This window comes from Hymenobacter sp. (genome assembly GCF_031398885.1).
In the GTDB taxonomy this organism is placed as follows: Bacteria; Bacteroidota; Bacteroidia; order Cytophagales; family Hymenobacteraceae; genus Hymenobacter.
In genome coordinates, this window is record NZ_JANNOD010000005.1 from 22933 (window position 1) to 41501 (window position 18569).

Below are 18569 nucleotides of genomic sequence, written 5' to 3' on the forward strand. Positions count from 1 at the left end.
GCCGAAGCATCTTGCGTGCAGCACTAATTCTTTTTTTCGGATTGATTTACTTCCCCACGCGAGATGCTTCGGCTACGCTCAGCATGACGTTCAGGACGAAGGGACGCCGTTTAAACGGTTTCTTCCAGCAGGGTTTCGGGCATGGTTTCGCGCACGCGCCGGATGAAGATTTCGTTGATGCTCGGAATCTGCTCCCGAAATGCTTCGACTTCTACATTGCCGATGAGGTAGCGGAGCAAGTCGTTGGGCCGCACGCCGGCGTGCAGCTGCACGCGGGCGTAGAAGTGGCCGTTTTCGCGCTCGGCTTGCTCCACCACCTCAAAGTCGGGGTGCACCACCATCAGCTTGCCCCGGCCTTCCACCTCGTAGGTATTGGTCTTGAACTGGTTGCGAATCAGGCGCACGGGCCCGTCGAGCACCTTGCGCGAGCGGTTAATCAGGGCGATGTTGTCGCAGAGCTCCTCCACCGATTCCATGCGGTGGGTCGAGAAAATGATGGTGGCGCCCTGCTTGCGCAGCTCCAGGATTTCGTCCTTAATCAGGTTGGCGTTGATGGGGTCGAAGCCCGAGAACGGCTCGTCCAAGATGATGAGCTTGGGGCCGTGCAGCACCGTGGCGATGAACTGCACCTTCTGCTGCATGCCCTTGCTCAGGTCCTCCACGTTCTTGCCCACCCAGTCCTTGAGGTCGAGCCGGGCCACCCACTGCTTGATGCGGGCCGTGGCGTCACTCCGGCTCAGGCCGCGCAGCCGGGCCAGGTAGAGCAGCTGCTCGCCCATTTTCATCTTTTTGTACAGGCCGCGCTCCTCGGGCAGGTAGCCGATTTGGGCAATGTGCGAGGGGTTGAGCCGCTCCCCGCGGAAGCGCACCTCACCCTCGTCGGCCCCCGTAATCTGGGTGATGATACGGATGAGCGAGGTCTTACCGGCGCCGTTGGGCCCGAGCAGGCCGAAGATGCTACCTTCCGGCACGGTCAGGCTCACGCCGGCCAGGGCCACGTGCGCGGCGTAGGCCTTGCGCACGTCGATGATTTCGAGGATGGGGTTCACAGAAAAGAAGGATTGGTTGGCGGGTTAAATGTAGAAGAACGCAGCGAAGTAAAGGTATTGAACCGCCCCGGCGCTTGCCAGGCACCGGGCGCCGAGTGGCAGCAATGCGCCCCCGAGCGGCGAATAACCAGGCTGAGCGGGGCCGTACAACTCAGTGGGCCGCAGTTGGCGCGGGCTCGGCCAACTCGGCTAGGCTGGCTTCGAGACGGTCGAGGTGCTGGCCGTAAAGGTATTGCAGGTATCGACGCGTCGCGCTGGCCACCGGCAGGTACAGCAGCGCCGGCAAGACCACAACCAAGACCACTACCCACGCGAAGCCCGAGAGCAGGGTTGGATGGATGCCACGCTCAGATTCGGCAGCAAACATCAACACCTCAACTACGCCCACTACCGGCAGCATGGCCAGCGTGAAGAGGTAATAGAAGCGGATGAGCGCGCGCAAACCGCTGACCAGACGCCGCAAATGAGCGTGCAGGTCGCCGGCGGGGTCGTTCATCCGGCGCAGCAGGTGCAGCTTGCGGTACAGATAACCAATGCAGACGCCGCAAATGACTACCAGTACCCAGCCAAAAATTCGCAGCCGAAATTGCGACCCCAGCCCGGCCAATGCCAGCGACCCAAGCAGCAGGCCAAAGTTGATGTACAGCTCCAGGCGGGCACTGCGCCGCAGGCGCTCCACGATGCCGTCGGAACGCCGGGCCAGCAGTTGGGTAAGCGCCCCCGCATCAAGCGGGGGGGGCGGGTCGGCCAGCGGCTGCTGCCAGCTTTGGCGGAGTTCATCGAGTTCCATTAGTAGGCCGGGACGAGTAAAGAGCGGAGTTTTTCCTGCACGCGGTGCATTTTCACGCGCACGTTGTTCTGGGTAATGCCTAGAATGTCGGCCATTTCATCGTAGGGCCGGTCTTCGAGGTAGAGCAGCACAAAGGCCTTGTCGACTTCCGAGAGGCGGTCGATGGCCCGGTAGAGGGCGGCGCGGTCGTCGGCGTCAGGGCCGGTTTCCGGGGCCTGGGCCACGGCCAGGGCTTCGGCGGTCAGCTCGGTGGGCGCGGGCCGGCGGGTGCGCTGGCGCAGGTTCGAGATGGCCACGTTCAGCCCGATGCGGTAGAGCCAGGTGCTGAGCTTGGCGTCGGGCCGGGCCTCGTAGCGGGGGTAGGCCCGCCAGAGCTGGAGCACGATTTCCTGAAACAGGTCCTGCCGGTCGTCGGCGTCGGCGCAGTACAGGCGGCACACGCGCCGAATCAGGGCTTGGTGCGCCTGGAGGAGGGCAACAAAATCGGCGGACTGCACGGCGCGTCGGGGAAGAGTTACGGGGATTATATCGCGGCCTGCCAGCGGGGCATTACACCCGCGGCCGAAAAATATTTGCTCAAAATAATACTTGCCGGGCGGTGTAATGCCCCGCCGCCGCGCGGCGATTCAGTCCGCAAAACACGGGGTTCCCAACATAACCCCTGGCGCGCCATGAAAAAGCTCAACGTTCCCACCGCCATCCTCTTCGGCCTGCTCAGCCTCGTCCATTTAGTGACCGGCGATTGGCTGGCCGCCGCCGCCAGCGGGCTGCTGGCCGCCGGCTTTCTACTCTCGGATTTGGCGTACGCCCCCGCCCTGGCCCCCGGCACCGTGGCGCCCCCGCTGCCGACCTGGCGCCGCTACGGCTCCATGGCGCTGGTGGGGGCCGCGCTGCTCGTGTTCGGCTACCAAATCGGCCACGACATCAAGGCCAAACTGAACAGGCCCAACGCCACCGAAACCAAATGAGCCCCGGGCTCGATTATTCAATCCTCACCTTTTTTCTGCAAAAATGCGCCTCCTTTCGCTGGCCGCCGCTCTGTTGCTGGCCTCGCCCCTGGCCCACGCTCAGAAACCGGCCAAAGCCGCCAAGCCAACGACAACGGCGCCGGCCGCCGCCAAGTCGCTGCTCTGGGAGATTTCGGGCAACCAACTCGCCCGGCCCTCCTACGTATTCGGCACCATTCACCTGCTCTGCGCTGACGACTTGAAGGTGAGCGAGGCCGTGCAGAAGGCCATCGGCAACTCGCAGCAGGTGGCCCTGGAGCTGGACATGGACAGCCCCACCATGGCCGAAGAAATGCGCGGCCTGATGATGATGCCCGCCGGCCAGACCGTGCAAAACTGCATGAGCAAGGAGGAGTACGCCGCCGTGAGCGACTACTACACCACTCAGCTCCAGATGCCCTTCGCCCAAATGGGCACCATGAAGCCCTTCATCCTGGCCACGTTACTTTTCCCCAAAATGCTGGGCTGCCCGATGGGCAGCTACGAGATGACGCTGGTGGAGCTGGCCAAAACCAAGAAAATGGAAGTCATCGGCCTGGAAACCGTGGCCGACCAGATGGGCCTGTTCGACAAAATTCCGTGCGAAAAGCAAGCCCGGATGCTGTCCGACATGGTGAGCAAACGGGCCGAAGCCCAGCAGGAATTCCGCGAATTGGTCAAGCTCTACCAGGCCCAGGACCTGAACGGCCTGCTGCAAGTGGCAATGGACAGCAAGTTTGGGTTGAAGGAGTACGAAGTCCAATTGCTCAGCGACCGCAACAAGCGCTGGATTCCCCTCATGGCGCAGCACGCCGCCGCCAAGCCCACCTTCTTTGCCGTGGGCGCCGCCCACCTCGGCGGCCCGGCCGGCGTACTGGCCCTGCTCCGCCAGCAAGGCTACCAAGTGAAGCCGCTGCTGTAGTAGGCAAGCACTCTGGTAGACGTGCAATCAGCTCGGTTCCGGTAAACCTCACCCCTGGCCCCTCTCCCAAAGAGAGGGGAGCCTGACGACGTTAGGAGCAAGACCGGTGCCCCCTCTCCACGGGCTTCGCGCTTGTAGCGAACTGGGGGTCAGGGGGTGAGGTTCCCGGGACCGGCAATACGCTCTACTCAGGCGCGGTTAGCATCGTGAGCATATGAAAGCCCAAGGCCCGCCTTCCAAATCTGGAAAGCGGGCCTTTTCACGTTCTATTGTCAGCAGGCTTACGCGAAGTACTCCTTCACCTTCTCGAAGAAGCCCTTCTCGTTCTTGCCGGGGTGGGGCGTGAAGTTGTCCGAGTCGCGCAGCTTCTCCAGCAGCTCGCGCTCCTGGTTGCTCACGTGCTTGGGCGTCCACACGTTGAGGTGAATGAGCTGGTCGCCGCGCCCGTAGCCGTTCAGGTCCTTGATGCCCTTGCCGCGCAGGCGCAGGATTTTGCCGGGCTGGGTGCCGGGGTCCACCTTGATTTTCACCTTGCCCTCGATGGTGGGCACCTCCAGGCTGGCACCCAGGGCGGCGTCCACGAAGGAGATGTACTGCTCGAACATGATGTTGTTGCCGTCGCGCTTCAGGAATTCGTGCGGCTCCTCCTCAATCTGGATGAGCAGGTCGCCGGGCACGCCGCCGCGCTCGGGGTAGTTGCCCTTGCCGCTCATGCTCAGCTGCATGTCGTTGGCCACGCCCGCCGGGATGTTGATGGGAATGACCTCCTCGTTGAGTTGGCGGCCGTCGCCCTTGCACACGTCGCAGGTGGCGGTCACGGTTTTGCCCTCGCCGTTGCAGGTGGGGCAGGTGCTGCTGCTCACCATCTGGCCGAGCATGGTGTTCACCACGCGCTTGGTCTGGCCCTGGCCCTGGCAGGTGGGACAGGTTTTAAGCTCGGTGCCGTTTTTGGCGCCGGTGCCGCCGCAGGGCGGGCAGGCCACGTAGCGCTTCACCTTGATTTTCTTCTCGACGCCGTTGGCAATTTCCTCCAGGTCGAGCTTGAGCTTGATGCGCAGGTTGGAGCCCTTGCGCTGCCGCCGCCCGCCGCCCTGGCGCCCACCAAAGAAACCGTCGAAGCCCCCACCGCCGCCGAAAATATCGCCGAACTGCGAGAAGATGTCCTCCATGTTCTGCGGGCCGCCGCCGTTGCCGCCCATGCCCTGGTGGCCGTAGCGGTCGTAGCGCGCGCGCTTGTCGGCGTTGCTCAGCACCTCGTAGGCCTCGGCCGCCTCCTTGAACTTGTCCTCGGCCGTGGGGTCGTCGGGGTTCTTATCGGGGTGGTACTTGATGGCCATCTTGCGGTAGGCCGACTTGATTTCGTCCGCCGCCGCATTCTTGGCAATACCTAATATTTCGTAATAATCGCGCTTCGTAGCCATCGTCGGGTTTTCAATTAAACGTCATGCTGAGCGCAGCCGAAGCATCTCGCCCGCTTCGTTGAGTTAGCAACCCAAGCGAGATGCTTCGGCTGCGCTCAGCATGACGTTCATTTAAATTATTGCATTCTATTTCAACTCACTGCCCCAGCACCACTTTGGCGTGGCGAATCACCTTGTCGCCCAAGTAGTAGCCCTTCTCCACCTCGTCGACCACCTTGCCGCGCAAGTCGTCGCTGGGCGCCGGAATCTGGGTGATGGCCTCGTGCAGCTCGGCATCGAAGTCGCCGCCCTTGGCTTCCATGGCGGTCAGACCCTTTTGTTGCAGCGTTTTGTTCAGCTTGCCCTGAATAATCTCAATGGCGTCGCGCACGGCGTTGGCATCGGTCGTATCCTGGGTGGCGTGGCGGGCGCGCTCAAAGTCGTCCAGCACCGGCAGCAAGGCCACCATCAGCTCCTGACTAGCGGTTTTGAACAGCTCCAGCCGCTCCTTGGTGGTGCGGCGCTTGTAGTTCTCAAACTCGGCGGCCAGGCGCAGGTACTTGTCCTTGAGGTCGGCCAGCTCGGCGTCAGTGCGGGTGGCTTCGGCGTGGGGCGCGCCGGTGGCCGTCATGTCCGGGTCGGTAATTTCGACCTCCGCATCGGCCATTTCGCCAGCGGCGTGGGCGGGGTCAGCGGTCAGGTTGTCGTCGTGGGGCAAGGTGTGTTCGTCAGCCATCTTGGGGAATATTCGTCGGAAGGGGTTTTTCACGGGGTTAGCCGGTTAGTCAAGCGGCGGGCGCAATTCACTTGCCAAAGGGCGGCGGGCTGCCATAGTGGCACGGGCAACAATGAGGAATATGTTACTTTCACTTTCCAACTTCCTAGTTTCCGTAAGTACCAAATGGAAATAACTCCTAATCCCACAGTATCCAACCTAATTGCTTTTGGCAAGATTCTTCCAGGGCTTCTGATAATCCTTCTGTTAGCTTTGATAAACGTTCACGAGTGGTATGTAGTTGGCATTGTAGCCAACCCGAAGGATATAACCCAATACCCTTTTGGAAGCGAAGGGCCAGTTGCAGGCGTAGCTCATTACCAATCGGCAGAGCTTTATGCCCGTTATTGTCTGATATCTAGCCTGTTCACCATTCCTGCACTGATTGGGTTTGCCTTTGCTGTCTACCGCCGCACTGCTACGGCTACCGTCGCAGCCTATGGAATACTTGTGTTAACCATCGTTGGCTTCTGGATAACAGGATAAGTATCCAGTCAACACTACTCGTGCAGCGCCTTCCAAATCAGGTCCTTCAACTGCACAATGTTCTTGTTCGCCAGGCTAGAGATGAAAATAGCCGGCACGCCTTCCGGTAGCGCCAGGCGCATCTCCGTCTCCAGCTCCTCGTCAATCATGTCGGTTTTGGTGATGGCCAGCAGGCGGCGCTTCTCCAGCAGCTCGGGATTGAACTGCTCCAGCTCGCCGAGCAGCACCTGGTACTCGGCCGCGATGTCGGGCGAGTCGCAGGCAATCATGAAGAGCAGCATGGAGTTGCGCTCGATGTGGCGCAGGAAGCGGGTGCCCAAGCCCTTGCCCTCGGCCGCGCCCTCGATGATGCCGGGAATGTCGGCCATCACGAAGGATTTATAGTCGCGGTAGGCCACCACGCCCAGGTTGGGCACCAGCGTGGTGAAGGCATAGTCGGCAATCTTGGGCTTGGCCGCCGACACCACCGAGAGCAGCGTGCTCTTGCCCGCGTTGGGGAAGCCCACCAGGCCCACGTCGGCCAGCAGCTTCAGCTCCAGGATGATGATGGCCTCGATGGCCGGCTCGCCGGGCTGGGCGTAGGTGGGCGCCTGGTTGATGGAGTTCTTGAAATGGTCGTTGCCCCAGCCGCCGCGCCCGCCGGGCACCAGCACCAGCCGCTGGCCGTGCTCCGTGATTTCGAGCAGTTGGCCACCTTCCGGGTCGCGGGCCACGGTGCCCAGCGGCACTTGCAGCACAATGTCCTCCCCCTGCGCGCCGCTGCGTAGGTTTTCGCCCCCGCCCTCGCCGTCCTTGGCAAAGACGTGCTTCTGGTATTGCAGGTGCAGCAGGGTCCAGAGCTGGGAATTGCCTTCGAGGATGATGTGGCCGCCGCGGCCGCCGTCGCCGCCGTCGGGGCCGCCGTTGGGCAGGCCCTTGGCCCGGAAAAAGTGGTGCGAGCCCGCCCCGCCCTTGCCCGAGCGGCAGATGAGCTTGACGTAATCGATGAAGTTATTGCTGGCCACGGGAGGGAATTAATAATTAAAAATTAAGAATTAAAAATTGGAGGACTGAAAAAAATTGCGGGGCAGAAGCTGAGCGTTGCGCTTAGCTTCTGCCCCGCAATTCATCATTTCTCATTCCTAATTCTTCATTCGGAGTCAGGCCTGCACTTCGCGCGTGGCGGCGGCCGGACTTTCGGGGGCGGCGGCCTTGTGCTGGTCGACGAGGCCGCAGATTTGGCCGAAGATGGTGTCAATCGGGCCGATGCCGTTCAGGGCGTGGAATTTTTGTTGAGCGGCATAGTATCCGGCCACCTGGGCGGTTTCGGTGTTGTAGACCGTCACCCGGCGGCGGATTTTGCTCTCGTCCTGGTCGTCGGGGCGACCGCTGGTTTTGCCGCGCTCCAGCAGGCGGGTCACCAGCTCTTCCTCGGCCACTTCCAGCGCAATCATGCAGCCGATGGTGGTGTGGTGGGCGGCCATGAGGCGGTCAAGGCTCTCGGCTTGGGCCACCGTGCGCGGGAAACCGTCGAAGATGAAGCCTGCGGCCTGCGGGTTGGTTTGCAGGGCGTGGCCTATCATGCCAATCACCACCTCGTCGGGCACCAGCAGGCCTTCGTCCATGAGTTTTTTGGCGGTCAGGCCGAGCTCGGTGCCCTGGGCAATCTGGGCGCGCAGCAGGTCGCCGGTGCTCAGGTGCACAAGGTGGTAGTGGGCAATGAGCTTCTGGCTCTGGGTTCCTTTGCCGGCACCGGGCGGGCCGAACAGCACGATATTCAACATGAACAAAGAAGGTTGCGCGAGGGAGAATGGATGGGTGGGTTTGGGCAAGTTAATCAATCGGTAACAAAAGAACCGCCCGCTCGGCCTCACACGGCCACGTATACGTCGGGCAGGTTGCGGCCCAGGCCGTCGTAGTCAAGCCCGTAGCCCACCACGAAGTCGTTGGGGATTTCCAGGGCCACGTAGCGCAGGGCGATGTCGTGCCGCAGGCTGGCGGGCTTGGAAAACAGCGTGGCAATTTCGACCGAAGCCGGCCCTTTGGCCAGCAGCGTGGGCAATAACTGGTGCATGGTGGTGCCCGTGTCCACGATGTCCTCCACTACGACCAGGTGGCGGCCCTGCACGTCCTCGCGCAATCCCAGAATTTCCTGCACCACCCCGCTGCTCGCCGTGCCCTCGTAGGAGGCCACCCGGATGAAGACGATTTCGCAGGGCTCGGTCATCCGCTTGAGCAGGTCCGACGCGAACATGAACGCGCCCGTGAGCACCACCACGAACAAGGGCTCGCGCCCGGCGTAATCGGCGCTGAGGCGGGCGGCCAGCGCCGTCACGGCCTCGTCCAGCGCCGCCGCGGACAAGTACGGCCGAAATGCTTTTTGGTGGATGGTGATGTGGGGAGAACCCATGCAAGGCGCGAGGAAACTGAGCCGCAAAGCTACTCACGGATTTAGTCGGATTTTGCGACTTTCACGCAGGGCCAGCGGTGCGGCAGCCGCGGCGGAATTTGCCCACCCGTCGACTAAAAAAGCCTGGCTCGTTTCAACCATTGCCAGCAAAAAGGCCTCCCCCGAGACGGTAGCGGCCTTCATTGACATTTTTTAGCAGAGTAAAGCACCGGCCAGCATCCGCGAAATCAGCCGAACCCGGCCAAACCGATGATATTACTTCACCTCGCGCAGCACCGTGTAAACTACGCGGGCCGCGGCCGGGGCCACGGTTTCGGCGCAGCGCAGGCGGGGCTGGGTGGCAACCTCGACGCGCCGGTCTTCCGGCTTTGCCGGGGCCATGCCGCGCTCGCCGCCCTTCTCGGCGATGTGGGGCGCGATGACCAGCGACACGATGCTCATCAGCTTGATGAGGATGTTCATGCTCGGGCCCGAAGTATCCTTGAACGGGTCGCCCACGGTGTCGCCCGTCACGGAAGCCTTGTGGGCGTCGGAGCCCTTGTACTCCATTTTGCCATTCACCAGCACGCCTTTTTCAAAGGACTTCTTGGCGTTGTCCCAGGCCCCACCGGCGTTGCTCTGGAAAATAGCCATCAGCACGCCGCTCACGGTCACGCCGGCCAGCAGGCCGCCCAGCACCTTGGGCCCAAACAGGAAACCCACGATGATGGGCGTGAGCAAGGCGATGGCGCCGGGCAAAATCATTTCGCGAATGGCCGCCTGGGTCGAGATGGCCACGCATTTCTCGTATTCCGGCCGGGCCGTGCCTTCCATGATGCCCGGAATCTCGCGGAACTGCCGGCGCACTTCCTGCACCATGGCCATGGCCGCGCGGCCCACGGCCGCAATGGCCAGGCCCGAAAAGATGAACGGAATCATGGCGCCCACGAACAGGCCGGCCAGCACGTCGGCGTTGCTGATGTCAATGGTGTCGATGTTGGCCGTGCCCATGAACGCCGCGAACAGCGCCAGCGAAGTGAGGGCCGCCGAGGCAATGGCGAAACCTTTGCCAGTGGCGGCGGTGGTGTTACCCACGGCGTCGAGGATGTCGGTCCGCTCGCGCACTTCCTTCGGCAAGTCGCTCATTTCGGCGATGCCGCCAGCGTTGTCGGCAATGGGGCCGAAGGCGTCGATGGCCAGCTGCATGGCGGTGGTGGCCATCATGCCGGCGGCGGCAATGGCCACCCCGTACAAGCCCGCGGCCTTAAAGCTGAGCACGATGCCGGCGGCCAGCACCAGAATGGGCAGCACCGTGGATTCCATGCCCACGGCGATGCCGCCGATGACGGTGGTGGCGTGGCCGGTGCTGCTTTGCTGCACGATGCTGTTCACCGGGCGCTTGCCCATGGCGGTGTAGTACTCGGTGATGATGCTGATGAGCGTGCCCACCACCAAGCCCACCACCACGGCGTAAAACACGTGCAGGGCATCAAACGACACGTTGCGAATGGTGAAACGGCCCGCCGGCAAAATCCAAGTAATCAAAAAGTAAGAGGCAATGCCCGACACGACCACCGCCACGTAGTTGCCCAGGTTGAGCGCCGCCTGCACGTTGCCGCCTTCCTTTACCCGCACGCACAAAATGCCAATGAGCGAAGCCAGGATGCCCATGCCGGCAATGGCCAGGGGCAGAAAAATCGGAGACAGCCCGCCGAACTGGTCGTTGGTCACGGTCACCTCCCGGCCTAGCACCATGGTGGCCAGGATGGTGGCCACGTAGGAGCCGAACAAGTCGGCGCCCATGCCGGCCACGTCGCCCACGTTGTCGCCCACGTTGTCGGCGATGGTGGCGGGGTTGCGGGGGTCGTCTTCCGGGATGCCGGCTTCGACTTTGCCCACGAGGTCGGCGCCCACGTCGGCCGCTTTGGTGTAGATGCCGCCGCCCACGCGGGCAAACAGGGCAATGCTTTCGGCCCCCAGCGAAAAGCCGGTGAGGACTTCCAGGGCTTTTTCCATCTCCAGCCCGTTGGCCAGGCCGCTGGGCACGAACATCTGGTAGAAGATGATGAACAACGAGCCCAGGCCGAGCACGGCCAGGCCGGCCACGCCCATGCCCATCACCGAGCCGCCCGAAAAGGACACGTTCAGTGCGGTGCTGAGGCTGGTTTTGGCGGCCTGGGCGGTGCGTACGTTGGCCTTGGTGGCAATTTTCATCCCGATGAAGCCGGCCAGGGCCGAGAACACCGCGCCAATCAGGAAAGCAATGACGATGACGGGACTGGAGTTGCCGCTGGTGCTGCCCAGATAGAACAAGAAGGCCCCGGCAATGAGCCCAAACAGGGCCAGTACTTTGTATTCGGCTTTGAGGAAGGCAATGGCGCCGTCGGCAATGTAGCCGGCAATGGTGGTCATGCGCTCATCACCGGCGTCTTGTTTGGTCACCCAGCCGGCCCGCAGCCAGGTGTAGAACAACGCGAAAATGCCCAGTGCGGGCACTGCGTACAGATATGGAGTCATAGAAAGGGGGAAAGAGCGAAGAATTAAGAGAGTAAGCAGTTTCGGGTTCGCAAAATAGCGGAAATTGGCGCGGAAACCACCTCGCCGTCAAGTCCCTCGAAAGTAGCGCACCGCCGGCCGCTCCGTGACGTAGTAGAGCGCGAAGCAGCCGGCCGTTACCAGCGGAACAGCCAGCCAGTAGTACCGGGTGTAGTTGACCAGCTCGCCGGTGAAAGCGACCAAACCAGCGTAGCTGAGCAGCAATAAGGGAAAGTGGTAGAGATATAAGGAAAAACTGAATATACCAACTTCGTGAAACAACCGAATTAAAAGATTTTGTCGGCGCACGCGCCCGGCCAGCAACACCGAAACATTCAGCACCGCCAACAGCGACGCCAGTGCCCCCGACAGCACCCGCAGATGCAGCGCGGCCGCAATGATGAGCAGGCCCAGGAGAGCAGTAATGCCCAGGGCCAGACCGTAGCCATTGGCCCGCCGGAACAGGTCCAACCACCTGGGACGGGAGGTGACGATGTCGTACAGACCGACGCCTAGGGCGAAATAGCCGTTGTATACAAACAAAAAATCACCCCAGGCACCGCCTTCAATGTGTAGGTTGGCCGCCACCATGCCGAACGCATAACAGGCCGCCGAAATGGCGTAGTAGTAGCGAACGCGCCAGAAAGCCAGCGGCACCGATAAATAAAAAAGCGCCTCGGGCAGTAGCGACCAATACACGCCGTTGTAGCCAAAAAACTGTTCCTGTGGCTTTAGAAACCACAGCGCCCGGCCCAGTGCAGTGACTGTGAACGGATGAATTTCGTGCCAGGCCACCAGCAAACTGGCGTTGAGTTCGCGGCGAGCGCCAGTGGTGAGCAACTCTGGGTGGGCCAGTGCCAGGTAGGCAAGTATCATTGCGCCCAGCACCAACGACACTAAATAGGGTGGATAAATCCGCACCACTCGGTTTAAATAGAACCGCAACGCGGAGCGGTGCTTCTTCAATTGTGCGTAGCGAATGAAGAAGCCCGACAGCACGAAGAAAAAAATTACCATTTCGTACCCCGCAGAACTAAGCATGTCGGCCGCAAAGCTTACGTACTGAACGGGCGTCCAATTGGCACGGGGAAAAACCCGGAGGTACTCCGTCCCCCCCGACCAAAGGATAAATTTAGCGTGAAATATAACGACGTAAAAGGCACAAAAACCGCGTAAAGCGTGTAAAATATCCAGTTCTTGGTAGCTAAGCAGTCGAGGAGCTGGGTTTTGTTTAGGCACTGGTACTGCGGTGGATAAACTTGTAGCCATAGCCCTCAAAGGTACTGGCGGCGGATTACAGTTCGCGCATCAAAGCCTGGTACAGCGCCAACATGCTGGCGATGTCGCGCTTGTCCACCAGCTCATCGGGCGTGTGCACGTGGGCCTCGGGGGCGCCCACGAAGCACCAGTCCCAGGGCGCGGCAGCCCGCTGCAGCTCCGCGGCGTCGGAGCCGCCGCCACCCTCCACTTCCAGTTGGTGCGCGATGCCCGACGCCGCCGCAATGGCCCGGACGCGGTCGACGTAGGCGCGGCGCGGGATGAGCGAATCGCGCAGCGAGATGGCGCAGCCCTGGCCGGCGCGCACGCCCTCCGAAACCCAGGTGATGTCGGAAATCAGCGCCTGGCGCACGCCGTAGGTTTCGTGAATAAACTTCGCCAGGTAAGCCACTGAGCCGCCGCCGTGCTCTTCCCAGCACGAAAAGGCCACGACGCCGTGCTCCAGCGTCTCGCACAGGCGCAGGGCGTTCCAGACGCCGAGGCGGTTGTCGAGGTAGCAGCTCTGCACCGTGGTGGCGGTTTCGCGGAAGTCGCAGTAGAAGGTGAGCTCGGTGCCGCGGTCAATGTCGCGGTGGAACGCGTAGCCCGGTTCACCGGTTTGGTCGTCAATGGTTAGCGTACAATCTACTTCTCCTTGCGAATCGTTTCCTACCAAACGGCACCCGGCCTCGGCCTGGGGCCCCCCAATGCGCACCAACTGCCGGCCGTAGCGCACGGTAAACCCAATACTGTCGAGGTGAGCAAACACGGCCGTGCGCGGCCGCCCAAACACCAGCAATACGCAGTCTTGAAACCGGTCATCGGCGATGATTTGGGGTCGGTGCTGCCAGCGCGCTTGCTCCCGCCGCGCGTAGTCGAGCACGAAGCGGGCCAGGGTGCCCTCGTTGCCGGCGGGGGCCGGCACGCGGCAAAGGGAACGAAGCAGCTGCATGGGCGAAGAGAAGTCCGCTCAAAGCTAGGCCAAAGTCCGTACTTTAGCGGGCCCGCTTACGCTGCCCCCATTATGGCCGATAAGCGGCCGGGGCCCGCCTTCGACTTTTTCTTTATGCTGCGTTTGCTGTTTTGTATCTGCTGGGGGCTCCTTTTCTTGCCCCTGCTCGGCAGGGCCCAGGGTTCAGATACAATCCGCGTTCCGCCCCCGATGCAGACGGTGGCGCTCGACACCGTGGGTGTGCTGCCCTCGGCCATCGACACCAAGGGGTGGCTGCTGCTGGACAAGGACATTCAGCTGGAGCTGGACGGGGCGGTGCACAACATTTACAACTTCAAGTACGACCGGGCGGAAAAGCAGTTTCGCTCGCTGCGGCGGCGCTACCCCAACCACCCCATGCCGTACTTCCTGCTGGGGCTGAGTTCGTGGTGGAAAATCATGCCCACCAATTTTCAGACCTTGCAGTACGACAAGATTTTCTTCGCTTACATGGACACGGCCATCACCAAGGCCCAGCGGATGTACGACGTCGACAACAACAACTACGAAGCCAGCTTTTTCCTTTCCGCCGCCTACGGGTTCGACGCGCGGCTGCACGCCGAGCGCCACGACTGGCGCAAGGCCACGGTGAGTTCCCGGCGTTCCCTCAATTTTTTAAAGAAGAGTCAGGAAGCCAACGGCCTGAGCCCCGAATTTCAATTCGGGCAGGCGCTGTTTAATTACTACGCCGTCTGGATTCCGGAAAATTACCCGCTGCTGAAACCGGTGCTGCTGTTCTTTCCCAAGGGCGATAAAAAGCTGGGCATGCAGCAGCTGCGCAGCGTGGCCGCCAATGGTTTTTACACCGCCACCGAGGCGCGGGTTTTCCTCATGCGCATCCTCAAAAACGAGGAAAACAACGCCGAAGAGGCCATGCCCGTGGCCCGGCTTTTGGCCAATACGTTTCCCGACAACGGCTATTTCCAGCGCTTCTACGCCCTGCTCGCGTACGACCAGGGCGAATTTGCCGATTGCGAACGGGTGAGCCGCGACATTCTGGATAAAATCAACCGGGGCCTGCCGGGGTACGAAGGCATCAGCGGCCGCTACGCCAGCTATTTCCTGGGCTACCTGATGCAAAACCGCTACCGCGACGTAGCCAAAGCCCGCGACTATTACCAGCGGTGCATTGTCTTTTCGGAGAGCACCGGCGATACCGCCGGCGGATTTTACTTATTCGCCAACGCGAACCTGGCGCGCTTGGCCGTGAAGGAAAAAGACTCCGCTGCCGCGAAGCGTTATTACACGGTTGTGGCCGAGAAAGCAGACCATAAATCCGAACAGTATAAGGAGGCCAAAGTGTATTTGCGGAAAAGTAGATAAATTTGGTAATTATGGAATTAAAAGACCTGTATATTACCCCAATATACTTGGCAATTATTTACTTGGTTGCATTTAACATTCGTGCATCCGTAACTAATAGATACACCAAGAAATACTTCATCCCCGCCCTCACCGTAAAACTAATTGGAGCAATTGCGCTCGGAATTTTATACCATACGCTGTACGGTGGCGATACCAATAATTACTACCGGCACGCGGGCATTGTGTACCACGCCTTCGGCGACTCGTTCGCAGCGGGTTGGGAACTGGTCACCACGCCGGGTGACGTGACCCCGGCCATCAGTAAGTACACCGACCAGTTAACGTGGTTCGGACGCGGCAGCAACGAGTATTTTGTAGTGCGGGTGGCGGCGGTGTTTGCGCTGTTGAGCTTCAACACTTACACGGTAATTGCCGTGCTATTTGCGGTCACTACTTTCACCGGCATGTGGGTTATGTACATAACTTTTGCCAAGATTCGGCCGCAAGCCTACAAGGAACTAGCCATTGCCGTGTTTTTTTTGCCTTCGGTGTTTTTTTGGGGGTCCGGCTTGCTCAAAGACTCTTTGTGCATGGGGGCGCTCGGCTGGTTGTTTTACGCCTTTTACCGGGGCGCCATCGAGCGGCGAAACATTCCGCGCTGTTTGTTACTGGGGCTCGCCGCAGCCGGAGTTATTTTCTCGATGAAAACATACATCCTATTAGCCTTTATGCCGCCGGCATTGCTGTGGATGTTCAACGAATACAACAGCCAGATTCGCAGCGTGGCGGTGCGCTGGCTGGCCAAGCCGTTGTTTCTGGGCGTGGGCGGATTGGTGGCGCTATACGCCCTCGCCCAGCTTTCTGCCGCGGATGCCCGGTTCAACATTGACAACATCGGTGCCCAGAGCAAATTGACGCAAGAATACCTGTTGCAGGTCAGCCAAAACGAAAAGGGCTCTGGCTACAGTATTGGCGAGCAGGACGGTACTATTGGGGGCATGATGAAGCTGGCGCCTCAAGCCGTGGTGGTGTCTTTGTTTAGGCCTTTTCTGTGGGAGGCCCGCAACCCCACCATGGCCCTCTCGGCGCTGGAGGCCACGTACTTTCTGCTACTCACGCTGCGCATCCTGTGGCGAGTGGGGCTTCGCAAAACACTTCGTGCCATCAGCGGGGTGCCCATACTCACGCTTTGCTTTGTGTTCAGCCTGATATTTGCCATCTCTGTGGGCATTTCCAGCGGCAACTTTGGCACGCTGGTTCGGTATAAAATTCCCCTAATGCCTTTTTACTTGAGCGGGCTCTATATTCTGCAGAGCATTACTTTGCCCCTGACCAAAGCACGAACCGGGAAGCTCCAAGCGGCGGGGGCTTCTGCGCAACTGGCGCGGGCTTAGGAAAATAAACCCAGGAAGTTTGGGGTGTTGGCCCGCACCGAGTAGCGCTGCTCGATGGTGGCCCGGGCGGCCACGCCGAGACGCTGCCGCAGGCCGGCGTCGGCCAGCAACTGCCGCAGGCTGGCCTCCCACTCGGCCGGGGTGGCGCACACGAAACCGTTCTGGCCGTGCTGCACCACTTCGGTGTTCATGCCCACGGGCGACACCAGCGCGGGAATGCCCAGGGCCATGTACTGCAGCGCTTTAAAGGCACATTTGCCCTTGGCCCAAAGGTCATTTTCCAGCGGCATCAGCCCCACGTGAAAACCCAGCAAGTCAGCAATTTCTGTGTCTTTGCGCCACGGAAGAAACACCAGTGAGCGTAGCGGCAGTGCCGGCGGCTGGTTGGAAATAACCCTGAATTCAAAGTCTAGCCCTTCCTCCTCTAACTTGGCCAGCACGGGCACCACTTGCTCCAGATACTTGAGCGTGGAATGCGTACCTGTCCAGCCAATAACGAGCCGACCGGGCGCGGCCTGGTCGCGCACTCGGTTGTGCAGATGCACCGTGTCGATGGTCGTGGGGTTGATTAGGGCACGGGGGTTGAACTGCCGGGCGTAATCCGCCAGATAGGCGTTGCCACAGCTGTTTTTATAGGCCCAGCGGCAGATGTCGGCCACCTTGTGGTGCCATTTTACCCCCGCCGCAATCTTATTGGCCTCTGATGTATTGGCCAGCCAGATGGCGTCGTCGAAGTCGTAGATAATTTTCTTGCCCAGCACCTTGGCGATGAACCACTCGAACAGCGGGGGGCCAACGGGCGCGGCTTCGCGGTGGATGAAAATAAAATCGTAGCCGGGCACCGTGAACAACAGCCCCAACCGGCGCCCGAACCCACCCAAAATGCCCATGGCCTTGGTTATGGCGTGGCCGGGTTGGTAGAGGATGGTCCAGGTGGCCACCGAAATAAAGGGCGCCAACCGGTAGTAATGGCCCTGGGCCGTGAGCGCGGGAAGGTATTGCTCGAAGCGGAAGCGCTGCGACGGAGCCCGGCCGGGCGGATAGGGAACGAGAAATAAGATGCGCACGAATGAAAATTAATGCGGCCGGTAAAAGCCCAGCACCGCCGCGATGACGCGGTCCTGCGCCGTCTCGCTCAATTCGTAGAACAAGGGCAGGCGTACCAGGCAATCGGCATAGTGGTCGGCCCAGGGCAGGGCCCGGCCGTCGTGCTGGGCAGCATAATAGGCGCTCTTATGCAATGGGAGGTAGTGGAAAACAGCCAGGATGTCGCGTTGCCGGAGATGGATAATAAGGGCTGTGCGCTCGGTCAGGCTGCGGCATACGAGGTAGAACAGGTGCCCGTTATTGGTGGCATAATTCGGCAGTGCGGGCAGGCCGATGCCGCGCGCGCGCAGCGGTTCAAGGGCCGCGTAGTAGCGCTGCCAGATAGCCCGGCGCTGGCGCTGAATATCGGTGAGGTTCTCAATCTGAGCCCATAGAAAGGCGGCAATGATGTCGGAAGGCAAAAACGACGAGCCCACGTCCACCCAGCCGTACTTGTCCACCTCGCCCCGAAAAAACGCCGAGCGGGTGGTTCCCTTCTCGCGAATCACCTCGGCCCGGGCGTTCAGGTCCGCATCGTTGACGACCAGCAGGCCGCCTTCGCCGGAAATGATGTTCTTGGTTTCGTGAAACGAAAAGGCGGCCAGCGTACCCAGGCTGCCCAGCGGCTGCCCGCGGTAGCAGCTGTCGATGGCGTGGGCGGCGTCTTCCACCACCGCCAGCCCGTGCCGCTGCGCCACCGCCTGCACGGCGGCCATGTCGCAGGCAATGCCGGCGTAGTGCACCGGCACAATGACGCGCGTGCGCGGCGTGACCAGGCCTTCGAGGGCGGCCGCATCCAGGTTGGGGTTGAGCGCGGTGCTGTCGGCGAACACCACTTTGGCGCCGCGCAGCACGAAGGCATTGGCCGTGCTCACGAAGGTGAAGGCCGGCATAATTACCTCGTCGCCGGGCTTGATGTTGAGTAGCAGGGCCGCCATTTCCAAGGCGTCGGTGCACGAGGTGGTGAGCAGTGCCTTGCGAAATCCTAACTGGTGCTCAAAAAAGGCGTGCACCCGCTGCGTGAACATCCCGTCGCCGGAGATTTTACCGGAGCGCACCGCTTGCTCGATGTAGCGGGTTTCGTTGCCGGAAAAATACGGTTTGTTAAAGGGGATGGCGGGAAGCATGCGCAGCGGGAAGGCCGGCAAAGGTACGGCCGGCCCCGGCCTCACCCGCAACCGTCGCAACCGGCAGCATCGCCCCGAACGGCCACCAGCCGGGTCGC

General features: G+C 61.0%; 18 protein-coding genes. 5 read left to right on the forward strand and 13 right to left on the reverse strand.

The features are described from left to right. Nucleotides 1–110: 110 nt before the first annotated feature. From RMO51_RS00485 to RMO51_RS00495, 3 genes are all read right to left on the reverse strand, one after another. Entirely contained in the window at nucleotides 111–1049 is a 939-nt protein-coding gene (locus RMO51_RS00485; RefSeq protein ID WP_310391036.1) for an ATP-binding cassette domain-containing protein, read from the reverse strand. A gap of 151 nt (nucleotides 1050–1200) precedes the next feature. Next, the gene (locus tag RMO51_RS00490) at nucleotides 1201–1839 is read right to left on the reverse strand and encodes a hypothetical protein (RefSeq protein ID WP_310391038.1); all 639 of its coding nucleotides are present in this window, start codon (nucleotides 1837–1839) and stop codon (nucleotides 1201–1203) included. Then, complete coding sequence (locus RMO51_RS00495) at nucleotides 1839–2336, reverse strand: sigma-70 family RNA polymerase sigma factor (protein ID WP_310391039.1); 498 nt, start codon at nucleotides 2334–2336, stop codon at nucleotides 1839–1841. The genes RMO51_RS00490 and RMO51_RS00495 overlap by 1 nt, the downstream gene beginning before the upstream one ends. A gap of 174 nt (nucleotides 2337–2510) precedes the next feature. Here RMO51_RS00495 and RMO51_RS00500 point away from each other — a divergent pair, with 174 nt between their 5' ends. Beyond that, nucleotides 2511–2807, forward strand: coding sequence for a hypothetical protein (locus RMO51_RS00500; RefSeq protein ID WP_310391041.1), 297 nt, complete (start codon nucleotides 2511–2513; stop codon nucleotides 2805–2807). A gap of 43 nt (nucleotides 2808–2850) precedes the next feature. Next, a complete protein-coding gene (locus RMO51_RS00505) occupies nucleotides 2851–3747 on the forward strand; it encodes a TraB/GumN family protein (protein WP_310391043.1) in 897 nt (298 codons plus the stop codon). 281 nt (nucleotides 3748–4028) lie between these two features. On the opposite strand, the gene dnaJ is transcribed toward RMO51_RS00505, so the two are convergent. Next, complete coding sequence (gene dnaJ, locus RMO51_RS00510) at nucleotides 4029–5168, reverse strand: molecular chaperone DnaJ (RefSeq protein ID WP_310391045.1); 1140 nt, start codon at nucleotides 5166–5168, stop codon at nucleotides 4029–4031. Between the two features lie 136 nt (nucleotides 5169–5304). Continuing rightward, nucleotides 5305–5916 carry a nucleotide exchange factor GrpE gene (locus RMO51_RS00515; RefSeq protein ID WP_310391047.1) on the reverse strand — a complete coding sequence of 204 codons (612 nt, stop codon included), beginning with the start codon at nucleotides 5914–5916 and terminating at the stop codon, nucleotides 5305–5307. 132 nt (nucleotides 5917–6048) lie between these two features. On the opposite strand from RMO51_RS00515, the gene RMO51_RS00520 reads away from it, so the two are divergent. Beyond that, nucleotides 6049–6408: a hypothetical protein gene (locus RMO51_RS00520; RefSeq protein WP_310391049.1), complete on the forward strand. Its 360-nt coding sequence runs from the start codon at nucleotides 6049–6051 to the stop codon at nucleotides 6406–6408. Nucleotides 6409–6422: 14 nt separating this feature from the next. Here RMO51_RS00520 and obgE read toward each other — a convergent pair whose 3' ends face one another. The 6 genes from obgE to RMO51_RS00550 all read right to left on the reverse strand — a co-directional run bounded on the left by obgE (nucleotide 6423) and on the right by RMO51_RS00550 (nucleotide 13520). After that, nucleotides 6423–7412, reverse strand: coding sequence for a GTPase ObgE (gene obgE / locus RMO51_RS00525; RefSeq protein ID WP_310391051.1), 990 nt, complete (start codon nucleotides 7410–7412; stop codon nucleotides 6423–6425). Between the two features lie 135 nt (nucleotides 7413–7547). Continuing rightward, nucleotides 7548–8171 (reverse strand): adenylate kinase, encoded by a 624-nt coding sequence (locus RMO51_RS00530; protein ID WP_310391053.1) that lies wholly within the window; start codon nucleotides 8169–8171, stop codon nucleotides 7548–7550. 86 nt (nucleotides 8172–8257) lie between these two features. After that, a complete protein-coding gene (locus RMO51_RS00535) occupies nucleotides 8258–8797 on the reverse strand; it encodes a phosphoribosyltransferase family protein (RefSeq protein ID WP_310391055.1) in 540 nt (179 codons plus the stop codon). Between the two features lie 255 nt (nucleotides 8798–9052). Further along, nucleotides 9053–11293 carry a sodium-translocating pyrophosphatase gene (locus tag RMO51_RS00540; protein ID WP_310391056.1) on the reverse strand — a complete coding sequence of 747 codons (2241 nt, stop codon included), beginning with the start codon at nucleotides 11291–11293 and terminating at the stop codon, nucleotides 9053–9055. An 87-nt stretch (nucleotides 11294–11380) separates the two neighbouring features. Continuing rightward, on the reverse strand, nucleotides 11381–12580 hold the full coding sequence (locus RMO51_RS00545; protein ID WP_310391058.1) for an acyltransferase: 1200 nt from the start codon (nucleotides 12578–12580) through the stop codon (nucleotides 11381–11383). Nucleotides 12581–12605: 25 nt separating this feature from the next. Then, entirely contained in the window at nucleotides 12606–13520 is a 915-nt protein-coding gene (locus RMO51_RS00550; protein ID WP_310391059.1) for a M20/M25/M40 family metallo-hydrolase, read from the reverse strand. 210 nt (nucleotides 13521–13730) lie between these two features. Between RMO51_RS00550 and RMO51_RS00555 the strand changes: the two genes are divergently transcribed. Both RMO51_RS00555 and RMO51_RS00560 read left to right on the forward strand, forming a co-directional pair. Further along, the gene (locus RMO51_RS00555; RefSeq protein ID WP_310391061.1) at nucleotides 13731–14882 is read left to right on the forward strand and encodes a tol-pal system protein YbgF; all 1152 of its coding nucleotides are present in this window, start codon (nucleotides 13731–13733) and stop codon (nucleotides 14880–14882) included. Nucleotides 14883–14893: 11 nt separating this feature from the next. Next, nucleotides 14894–16258, forward strand: coding sequence for a hypothetical protein (locus RMO51_RS00560; RefSeq protein WP_310391063.1), 1365 nt, complete (start codon nucleotides 14894–14896; stop codon nucleotides 16256–16258). On the opposite strand, the gene RMO51_RS00565 is transcribed toward RMO51_RS00560, so the two are convergent. Next, the gene (locus tag RMO51_RS00565; RefSeq protein ID WP_310391065.1) at nucleotides 16255–17325 is read right to left on the reverse strand and encodes a glycosyltransferase family 4 protein; all 1071 of its coding nucleotides are present in this window, start codon (nucleotides 17323–17325) and stop codon (nucleotides 16255–16257) included. The genes RMO51_RS00560 and RMO51_RS00565 overlap by 4 nt on opposite strands. Nucleotides 17326–17334: 9 nt before the next feature. Continuing rightward, the gene (rffA, locus tag RMO51_RS00570; protein WP_310391067.1) at nucleotides 17335–18471 is read right to left on the reverse strand and encodes a dTDP-4-amino-4,6-dideoxygalactose transaminase; all 1137 of its coding nucleotides are present in this window, start codon (nucleotides 18469–18471) and stop codon (nucleotides 17335–17337) included. Between the last annotated feature and the right edge of the window lie 98 nt (nucleotides 18472–18569).